This window comes from Enorma burkinafasonensis (genome assembly GCF_902150035.1).
Taxonomy (GTDB): domain Bacteria; phylum Actinomycetota; class Coriobacteriia; order Coriobacteriales; family Coriobacteriaceae; genus Enorma; species Enorma burkinafasonensis.
The window spans coordinates 1-1,261 of record NZ_LR597545.1 but is presented as its reverse complement, the minus strand read 5'-3'; the positions used below and the strand labels follow the sequence as shown (position 1 = coordinate 1,261).

Sequence of the window (1,261 nt, the reverse complement as noted above, 5' to 3'; positions counted from 1 at the left end):
ACGAGGTCGGCCGCAAGGTCTTCTTCGAGCCCGGGGAGCGCGCCACCGCCGGGCTCGCCGAAGAGTACAACCGGATCCTCAACGACAAGATGCGCGAGGGCGTCTCGAACCTCGTGCGCCACCGCTATCTGACCTACGCCGTGGGCGCCGACGACGTCGACGCCGCGGTGCCCAAGCTCGCGCGCATCCGGGGCGACGTGGAGCAGACGCTCGCGCGCATACGCTGCTCGTCGCGCGCCCTCGACGGCGCCGAGAGGCTCAAGCTTTTGCAGGGGCAGCTGCGCCCGGGGTCGCGCTTCGAGTTCTCCTGGGACAAATTGTCCCCGACGTCGGGCGCGCGCACGAAGGACTTCGTCATGCCCTCCACGCTCGACTTCAAGCCCGAAGGCAGGTCCGACTGCTTCTGCAGCGACGGGCGCTACGGCGCGGTGCTCGCGGTGCGCAGCTTCGGGTCGGTCATCGAGGAGACTTACCTCGCCTCCATCATCGACCTGCCGCTGCCGCTCAACGTGACGCTGCACGTGCAGCCCATCGCGCAGAGCGAGGCGCTCGCGCTCGTGAAGCGCCAGATCGACTGGATGGACAAGGAGATCATCGACGAGCAGATGAGCGCCGTGAAGAAGGGCTACGACTACCAGATCCTGCCGCCCGAGCTGCGCTTCTCGAAGGAGGAGGCCGAGGAGCTGCTCGACTTCCTGCGCAACAAGTCCGAGCGCCTGTTCGTCTACACGGGCCTCGTCTACACCTGGGCCGACAGCCTCGAGGAGCTCGACCGCCGCGTCCAGCAGGTGACGAGCGTCGCGCAGGGCTGCACGATCGGCCTCGAGCCGCTCCACTTCCGGCAGCGCCAGGCTCTCAACTCGGTGCTCCCGCTCGGGGACAACCACGTCACCGTGAGCCGCTACCTCACCACGGGGCAGGTGGCCATGCAGATGCCCTTCGCCAGCCAGAGCCTCGACGAGGCGGGCGGAGGCTACTACGGGCAGTCCAAGGAGAGCGGGAACCTGGTGCTGTGCGACCGCAAGCGCCTGGCGAGCCCCATGGGCTTCGTGTGCGGCAAGCCCGGCTCGGGCAAGAGCTTCTCGGTGAAGCGCGAGATAACCAACACCGTTCTCGCGCACCCCGAGGACGAGATCGTGATCTTCGACCCGGCCGGCGAGTACGGCAACCTCGTCGGCGCGCTCGGCGGCGCGAACGTCGAGCTCGCCCCGGGATGCTCGGCGGTGCTCAACCCCCTCGACACCGCCGACGTCGCGGACCG

At 68.5% G+C, this 1,261-nt stretch carries 1 protein-coding gene; it reads left to right on the top strand.

Features of this window, described 5'->3' with window-relative positions; all coding sequences use genetic code 11:
• On the top strand, positions 1-1,261 hold a 1,261-nt coding region (locus FS885_RS09810), incomplete at both ends, for a VirB4-like conjugal transfer ATPase, CD1110 family (protein ID WP_144744843.1).